This window comes from Burkholderia sp. Ac-20349 (genome assembly GCF_017104865.1).
Taxonomy (GTDB): Bacteria; Pseudomonadota; Gammaproteobacteria; order Burkholderiales; family Burkholderiaceae; genus Burkholderia; species Burkholderia aenigmatica.
The window spans coordinates 1-7,167 of sequence record NZ_JAAGPM010000238.1 but is presented as its reverse complement, the minus strand read 5'-3'; the positions used below and the strand labels follow the sequence as shown (position 1 = coordinate 7,167).

General features: G+C 67.2%; 7 protein-coding genes, 1 pseudogene and 1 riboswitch. Of the genes and pseudogenes, 5 read left to right on the top strand and 3 right to left on the bottom strand.

Annotated elements, in window-relative coordinates; translation table 11 throughout:
• Positions 1-126: 126 nt before the first annotated feature.
• From G3N61_RS37320 to metF, 5 genes and pseudogenes are all read left to right on the top strand, one after another.
• A pseudogene (locus G3N61_RS37320) lies at positions 127-624 on the top strand (MinD/ParA family protein); the annotation flags it as partial.
• Between the two features lie 22 nt (positions 625-646).
• Positions 647-1,381: an RNA polymerase sigma factor FliA gene (locus G3N61_RS37315; RefSeq protein ID WP_006484033.1), complete on the top strand. Its 735-nt coding sequence runs from the start codon at positions 647-649 to the stop codon at positions 1,379-1,381.
• Between the two features lie 107 nt (positions 1,382-1,488).
• Positions 1,489-1,603: riboswitch (S-adenosyl-L-homocysteine riboswitch) on the top strand.
• A gap of 32 nt (positions 1,604-1,635) precedes the next feature.
• Complete coding sequence (gene ahcY, locus G3N61_RS37310) at positions 1,636-3,054, top strand: adenosylhomocysteinase (protein WP_043185074.1); 1,419 nt, start codon at positions 1,636-1,638, stop codon at positions 3,052-3,054.
• A 161-nt stretch (positions 3,055-3,215) separates the two neighbouring features.
• Positions 3,216-3,569: a phage holin family protein gene (locus G3N61_RS37305; RefSeq protein WP_006477367.1), complete on the top strand. Its 354-nt coding sequence runs from the start codon at positions 3,216-3,218 to the stop codon at positions 3,567-3,569.
• Positions 3,570-3,581: 12 nt separating this feature from the next.
• Entirely contained in the window at positions 3,582-4,409 is an 828-nt protein-coding gene (metF, locus tag G3N61_RS37300) for a methylenetetrahydrofolate reductase [NAD(P)H] (RefSeq protein ID WP_043185076.1), read from the top strand.
• A gap of 80 nt (positions 4,410-4,489) precedes the next feature.
• On the opposite strand, the gene G3N61_RS37295 is transcribed toward metF, so the two are convergent.
• From G3N61_RS37295 to G3N61_RS37285, 3 genes are all read right to left on the bottom strand, one after another.
• Entirely contained in the window at positions 4,490-5,968 is a 1,479-nt protein-coding gene (locus G3N61_RS37295; protein ID WP_205824911.1) for an amidase family protein, read from the bottom strand.
• Positions 5,969-6,049: 81 nt separating this feature from the next.
• Positions 6,050-6,742, bottom strand: a complete 693-nt coding sequence (locus G3N61_RS37290) for a dienelactone hydrolase family protein (RefSeq protein WP_043185080.1) — start codon at positions 6,740-6,742, stop codon at positions 6,050-6,052.
• 182 nt (positions 6,743-6,924) lie between these two features.
• Positions 6,925-7,065, bottom strand: a complete 141-nt coding sequence (locus tag G3N61_RS37285; RefSeq protein WP_205824910.1) for a hypothetical protein — start codon at positions 7,063-7,065, stop codon at positions 6,925-6,927.
• Positions 7,066-7,167: the final 102 nt, after the last annotated feature.

The following is a 7,167-nucleotide window of genomic DNA, read 5'->3' as shown; positions in this document are numbered from 1 at the left end:
GTTCTCTTGTCAGGCCGTAGTTGCAATGGGTTCTTTCGCGGGTTTCTCCCCCTCTGTCTGCAGCTAATCAAGAAGGGGACAGTAATGAGTCTCATCGAAGTCAAGGTTCCGGATATCGGCGATTTCATCGACGGCCCGGCCGACATCGTCCTCGTCGACGCGCAGCTCGGCGCCGACGGCGCGTTCTCGGCGCTGGCGCGCGAAGCGCACGACGTGCTGGTCGTCACGCGGGTCGCCGCGCAGGCGATCACCGAGGCGTACGCGTGCATGAAGCGGTTGCATTTCGCGCATGCGTTCGCGCAGTTCCGCGTGCTGACCAATCACGTCGGCAGCCACGCGGACGCGAAGGTCGCGTTCGACAACCTCGCGGGCGTCGCGAGCCGCTACCTGACCGTGTCGATCGCCGACGCGGGCTGCGTGAGCGCCGATCCGCTCGTCGAGCATGCGCGCGAACTGACGCGGGCCGCGGTCGATGCGTTCCCGTCGTCGGCCGCCGCGCGCGACTACCGGCAGATTGCCGCCGACCTGCTGTACTGGCCGATGCGCCCGCGTTCGGGTGCGGGCCGCGCCGTGCACGCGGGCGGCAAGCCGTCGTATGAGGCGGGCGCGGCACACGCCGCGTGAGCGCCACCGGAAGGAGAGAGCCATGATGTACAACGCTCAAGGAAAGATGTCCCAGGCCGACGTGCTCGCGCAATATGCGCCGCTCGTGCGACGCCTCGGGCTGCAGCTCGTCGCGAAGATGCCGGCGAGCGTCGACCTCGACGACCTGATCCAGGCCGGCATGATCGGCCTGATGGACGCGGCCGGCCGCTACAAGGAAGACCAGGGCGCGCAGTTCGAGACCTACGCGACCCAGCGCATCCGCGGCGCGATGCTCGACGAGCTGCGCAGCAACGACTGGCTGCCGCGCAGCCTGCGCAAGACGTCGCGCGAGGTCGAGCACGCGGTGCACCAGGTCGAGCAGCATCTCGGCCGCTCGGCGAGCGAGACCGAGATCGCGCAGCACCTGAACATGCCGCTCGACGAATACCAGGGGATGCTGCAGGACCTGCACGGCAGCCAGCTGATCTATTACGAGGATTTCGACCGCGCGGCCGACGACGAGCCGTTCCTCGACCGCTACCGCGTCGATCACGCCGATCCGCTGTCGGCGCTGCTCGACGAGCACCTGCGCGAAGCGCTCGTCGAGGCGATCGAGCGGCTGCCGGAGCGCGAGAAGCTGCTGATGTCGCTGTACTACGAACGGGGTCTGAATCTGCGCGAGATCGGCGCGGTGCTCGAAGTGAGCGAATCGCGCGTGTGCCAGCTGCACAGCCAGGCCGTCGCGCGCCTGCGCGCGCGGCTGCGCGAACAGGCGTGGGTCGGCGCGGAGTCCTGACCCTTTCCTGACGGCCGCGCGCGCCGACGCCGCGCGCTTGTGCCGGGTGAGTGCCGTGTGTGCGGCGCTTGCGCATTCCGCGCGCCGATTTGCTACAATCCCCTCCGTTTTCCGAGGAGCGTTGCGACGGGCCATTCCGGCTCGCCAGGCTCGGAAGGCTTCACCAAGCAGCCGTGCGGCGCATGCGCGCCGGCTCCGCTTCCTGAACGGCGCTCACGTCACCAATCTAGAAACTTTTTAGAAAGGAGGGCGTGATGAACGCCATTATCGATTCCAAAGCTTCCAACGATTACGTCGTCGCCGACATGGCGCTGGCCGGCTGGGGCCGCAAGGAACTGAACATTGCCGAGACCGAAATGCCGGGCCTCGTGCAGATCCGCGACGAATACAAGGCGCAGCAGCCGCTGAAGGGCGCGCGCATTGCCGGTTCGCTGCACATGACGATCCAGACGGGCGTGCTGATCGAGACGCTGAAGGCGCTCGGCGCGGACGTCCGCTGGGCCTCGTGCAACATCTTCTCGACGCAGGACCACGCAGCGGCCGCGATCGTCGAATCCGGCACGCCGGTGTTCGCGTTCAAGGGCGAGTCGCTCGACGAATACTGGGAGTTCTCGCACCGCATCTTCGAATGGCCGAACGGCGAATTCGCGAACATGATCCTGGACGACGGCGGCGACGCAACGCTGCTGCTGATCCTCGGCGCGAAGGCCGAGAAGGACCGTTCGGTGATCGCGAAGCCGACCAACGAGGAAGAAGTCGCGCTGTACAAGTCGATCGCGACGCACCTCGACGCGGACCCGACCTGGTACTCGACGCGCCTCGCGCACATCAAGGGCGTGACCGAAGAAACCACGACCGGCGTGCACCGCCTGTACCAGATGGAAAAGGACGGCCGCCTGCCGTTCCCGGCGTTCAACGTGAACGATTCGGTCACGAAGTCGAAGTTCGACAACCTGTACGGCTGCCGTGAATCGCTGGTCGACGGCATCAAGCGCGCGACCGACGTGATGATCGCGGGCAAGGTCGCGGTCGTCGCGGGCTACGGCGACGTGGGCAAGGGCTGCGCGCAATCGCTGCGCGGCCTTGGCGCTACCGTGTGGGTCACCGAAATCGACCCGATCTGCGCGCTGCAGGCGGCGATGGAAGGCTACCGCGTCGTGACGATGGAATACGCGGCCGACAAGGCCGACATCTTCGTGACGGCGACCGGCAACTTCCACGTGATCGGCCACGATCACATGAAGGCGATGCGCCACAACGCGATCGTCTGCAACATCGGTCACTTCGACTCGGAAATCGACGTCGCGTCGACCCGCCAGTACCAGTGGGAAAACATCAAGCCGCAGGTCGACCACATCATCTTCCCGGACGGCAAGCGCGTGATCCTGCTGGCGGAAGGCCGCCTCGTGAACCTCGGCTGCGCGACCGGCCACCCGTCGTTCGTGATGTCGAACTCGTTCGCGAACCAGACGCTCGCGCAGATCGAGCTGTTCGTGCGCGGCGCCGAGTACGAGAACAAGGTGTACGTGCTGCCGAAGCACCTCGATGAAAAGGTCGCGCGCCTGCACCTCGCGCGCATCGGCGCGAACCTGTCCGTGCTGTCGGACGAGCAGGCTTCGTACATCGGCGTCGCGAAGGAAGGCCCGTTCAAGCCGAACCACTACCGCTACTGATCCGATGCGCCGCTGCCGCGGTGCCGAGCGCGCGTCGCCGACGCGCCCACGGTACGGCGGCACGGCGCGGATCGCCGGCTGCCGCGGCGCGCCTTCGGGCACCCGCGGCGGCCGGCGGCGGCCACTGATCGTACCGATCGACAACCGAACCGGAGCACTCCATGAGCGTCATCCTCACCTGGGTCATCAACGCGCTCGCGCTGCTGATCATCACGTACCTCGTGCCGTCGATCCACATCAAGAGCTTCGGCACGGCGCTGATCATCGCGGTCGTGCTCGGCCTGATCAACACGGTGATCCGCCCGGTGCTGATCCTGCTGACGCTGCCCGTCACGATCGTCACGCTCGGGGTGTTCATCCTCGTCGTGAACGCGCTGTGTTTCTGGTTCGCGTCGTCGCTGCTGAAGGGCTTCGAGGTGTCGGGCTTCTGGTCCGCGTTCTTCGGTTCGATCCTGTACAGCATCGTGTCGTGGCTGCTGTCCGCGCTGATCTTCGGGCAGCGCGACATCGGCTGATCTTTTCGAATCATGAAACCGATCGAACTCTCGTTTGAATTCTTCCCGCCGAAGACGGCGGAAGGCGTCGAGAAGCTGCGCGCCACGCGTGCGCAGCTGCTGCCGCTGAAGCCGAAATTCGTGTCCTGCACGTTCGGCGCCGGCGGTTCGACGCAGCAGGGCACGCTCGATACGGTGCTCGACATGCAGAAGGACGGCCTCGAGGCCGCGCCGCACCTGTCGTGCATCGGCTCGTCGCGCGACAGCCTGCGCGCGATCCTCGACCAGTACCGCTCGTACGGCATCCGCCACATCGTCGCGCTGCGTGGCGACCTGCCGTCGGGGATGGGCGAAGTCGGCGAGCTGCGCTATGCGTCGGAGCTCGTCAGCTTCATCCGTGCCGAGCACGGCGACTGGTTCCACATCGAAGTCGCCGCGTATCCGGAATACCACCCGCAGTCGCGTTCGCCGAAGGCCGATCTCGAGAACTTCGCACGCAAGGTGAAAGCCGGCGCGAATTCCGCGATCACGCAGTATTTCTTCAATGCGGACGCGTATTTCCGCTTCGTCGACGACGTGCGCAAGCTCGGCGTGGACGTGCCGATCGTGCCGGGCATCATGCCGATCACGAACTTCTCGCAGCTGATGCGCTTCTCGGAAATGTGCGGCGCGGAAGTGCCGCGCTGGGTCGCGCGCCGGCTCGAGAGCTTCGGCGACGATCGCGAGTCGATCCGCGCGTTCGGCGCGGACGTCGTCACGGGCCTGTGCCAGCGTCTCGTCGACGCGGGCGTGCCCGGGCTGCATTTCTACACGCTGAATGCGGCCGCGGCGACGAAGACGGTCTGCGAACGGCTCGTGTAAGCACGGCGCCAGCCTGCAGCACCAACGAAAGCCCCGCCGGTTCCGCCGGCGGGGCTTTTTTCATCGGGCGCCGCCGCAGGTCAGCGCTGCGCCTGCATCAGCGGCGGGCGGCGGTCGAACCACGGCCGCGCTTGTTCGAGCTGCCGTGCGAGCCTGAGCAGCAGCGCGTCGTCGGCGTGACGCGCGACGAACTGCACGCCGATCGGCAGCCCGCGCGCGTTCCAGTAGAGCGGCACCGACATCGCCGGCTGGCCGGTCAGGTTGAACAGTTCGGTGCAGCCGGCCCACGTGAACGCCTTTTCCGACGACTTCGCGAGCATTTCCTTCAGCAGCGGCTTCACCGGTAGCGCGGCGAGCACCTTCATCTGGGCCGATTCGAACGGCGTCGGCTGCAATTCGCCGATCTTCACCGGCGGGCCCGCGAGCGACGCGCACAGGATCGCGTCGTAGCGCGACACGAGGCCGGCGACCTGCACGGTGAGCTGGCGCTGCCATTCGAGCACGTCCGGCAGGCGCGTGCGCGCGAGGCGCCGGCCGACCACGGCCATCGCCCACGTCGCGGCTTCGAATTCGCCGCGCTTCGGCGTGCGGCCGGTCATCGCGCGCGCGCCGAGCACCATCTCCTCGGCGATCGTCGCCCATAGCGTCAGGAAGGTTTCGGCCGCGCGCGCGTAGTTGACGTGCAGCGTTGCCGGCTCGACATGGTGGCCGAGCGATTCGAGCAGCGCGGCCGCGTCGTCGAGCGCCGCACGCGTGTCGTCGGCGAGTGCCGGCGCGAGCATCGGGTCGAGCACGAGGCCGATCCGCAGCGGGCCGGGCGGCGTGTCGAGTTCGCCGAGGAACGTGCCGGGTGCGCCGGTCGGCAAGGTCTGGCCGGTCGTCACGTCGAGCAGCAGCGCGCTGTCGCGCACGCTGCGCGTGACCGCATGCTGGACCACCAGCTCGCCGCTCGACGGCAGGTCGACGAGCACCGGGTTGCGGCTCGGCTTCAGGCCGAACAGCCCGCAGCACGACGCCGGAATGCGGATCGAGCCGCCGCCGTCGGACGCATGCGCGACCGGCACGATGCCGGCCGCGACGGCCGCCGCCGCGCCGCCGCTCGAGCCGCCGGGCGTGTGGTCGAGACTCCACGGGTTGCGGCACGCGCCGAACAGTTCGGGTTCCGTGTACGGCATCTGGCCGATTTCCGACGTGTTGGTCTTGCCGAACACGTTGAGACCGGCCGCGCGGCTTCGCGCGATCACCGGCGAATCGTCGGTGGGCACGAAATACCGGTAGTGCCGGCTGCCCATCGACAGCGGCAGGCCGGCAACCGCCGCACCGAGATCCTTCACGAGATAGGGAACCCCGGCGAACGGCGCGTCGGCGCCGCCATCGGGCGTGGCGGCCGCACGCTGACGTGCGGCTTCGTAGTCCTGCAGCACGATCGCGTTGATCGCGCTGTTGACCGCTTCGGCCTGGCCGATCGCGGCGTCGAGCAGTTCGCGCGGGCTCGCCTTGCGTTCGCGTACCAGCGTGGCGAGGCCGATCGCGTCATGCGCGAGATAGTCCGAGTGCATCGCAGTCACCCCCGTTGTGACTCGTGGCGATGACAGCAGCATAACGCGGGCCCGCTGCGCGGGGCCCGCGGCCGGCCGATTTTAGAGGTGCTCGGCGAGGAAGGTCAGCGTGCGGCCGTGCGCGAGCGCCGATGCACGTTGGTTGTACGACGCGCGGTCCGTGCAGTTGAAGCCGTGCTCGGCGCCCGGGTACACGTGGAACGACGCATCGCCGTGGCCGGCGAATGCGGCCTTCACCTGGTCGACGGCCGTGAGCGGGATTCCGTGGTCGTTTTCCGCGTAGTGGAACAGGATCGGCTGCGTGACCTTGCCGGCGAGGTCGAGCGCGTTCTGGATGCCGCCGCCGTAGTAGGCCACGGCCGCATCGATCTTGCCGGTCGCGGCCGCACGGTACGCGAGCTGGCCGCCGAAGCAGTAGCCGATCGCGGCGACCTTGCCGGCGACTTCGGGGCGCGCGCGCAACGCATCGGCTGCCGCGCCGATGTCCGCGACCGCGAGACCCACGTCGGTCTTTTTCATCAGCTCGATGCCCTTGTCGCGATCCGCGCCTTCATAGGTCAGCTCGACGCGCGGCTGCGTGCGCCAGAACACGTCCGGCGCGAGCGCGACGAAGCCGTCGGACGCGTACTGGTCGGCGACCGCGCGGATGTGCGAGTTCACGCCGAAGATCTCCTGGATGATGATGACGGCAGGGCCGGTGCCGCGCTTGGGCAGCGCGAGATAGCCGCCGAAGCTGTCGTTACCGGTCGGGATGTCGATCCATTGGGCTGTCACGTTCTGAACTCCTGGCGAACGGGGTGCGCGATGCGCCCCGAGGGTGAAAGAGGGCGGCCTAGTGTGCCACCGATCGTGTGACGGTGCAGGGCACGCGCCCGCTTCTCGCGCAGCGATCGTTTCGATCTCGATTATTCATTTTTCGGCATTGGGTCGCTTCGATAGAGTCGATGTGTCCGCCTTTACAAAGCGCTTTCGCACATCGTCATCGAAGGATTCGCCATGTCTGCCCGTCTGTTTTCCACGCCTTTTTCCGAACGCTTCGGCCTGCGCCTGCCGCTCGTGCAGGCGCCGATGGCGAACAGGTCGTAGTCGAAATCCATCGCATTCCCTCATCGCAGTTCGGATGAAGGCACGATAGCAAGATTCCGGCATTCGTGCGGCGCACGGTGCAGCCGGGAGCGCGCCCAATAAAAAACGGCGAG

Bases quoted from the DNA above. Each gene is read 5' to 3' on its own strand.
- G3N61_RS37315 (WP_006484033.1), top strand. From the start codon at position 647: ATGATGTACAACGCTCAAGGAAAGATGTCCCAGGCCGACGTGCTCGCG.
- ahcY (WP_043185074.1), top strand. From the start codon at position 1,636: ATGAACGCCATTATCGATTCCAAAGCTTCCAACGATTACGTCGTCGCC.
- G3N61_RS37305 (WP_006477367.1), top strand. From the start codon at position 3,216: ATGAGCGTCATCCTCACCTGGGTCATCAACGCGCTCGCGCTGCTGATC.
- metF (WP_043185076.1), top strand. From the start codon at position 3,582: ATGAAACCGATCGAACTCTCGTTTGAATTCTTCCCGCCGAAGACGGCG.
- G3N61_RS37295 (WP_205824911.1), bottom strand. From the start codon at position 5,968: ATGCACTCGGACTATCTCGCGCATGACGCGATCGGCCTCGCCACGCTG.
- G3N61_RS37285 (WP_205824910.1), bottom strand. From the start codon at position 7,065: ATGGATTTCGACTACGACCTGTTCGCCATCGGCGCCTGCACGAGCGGC.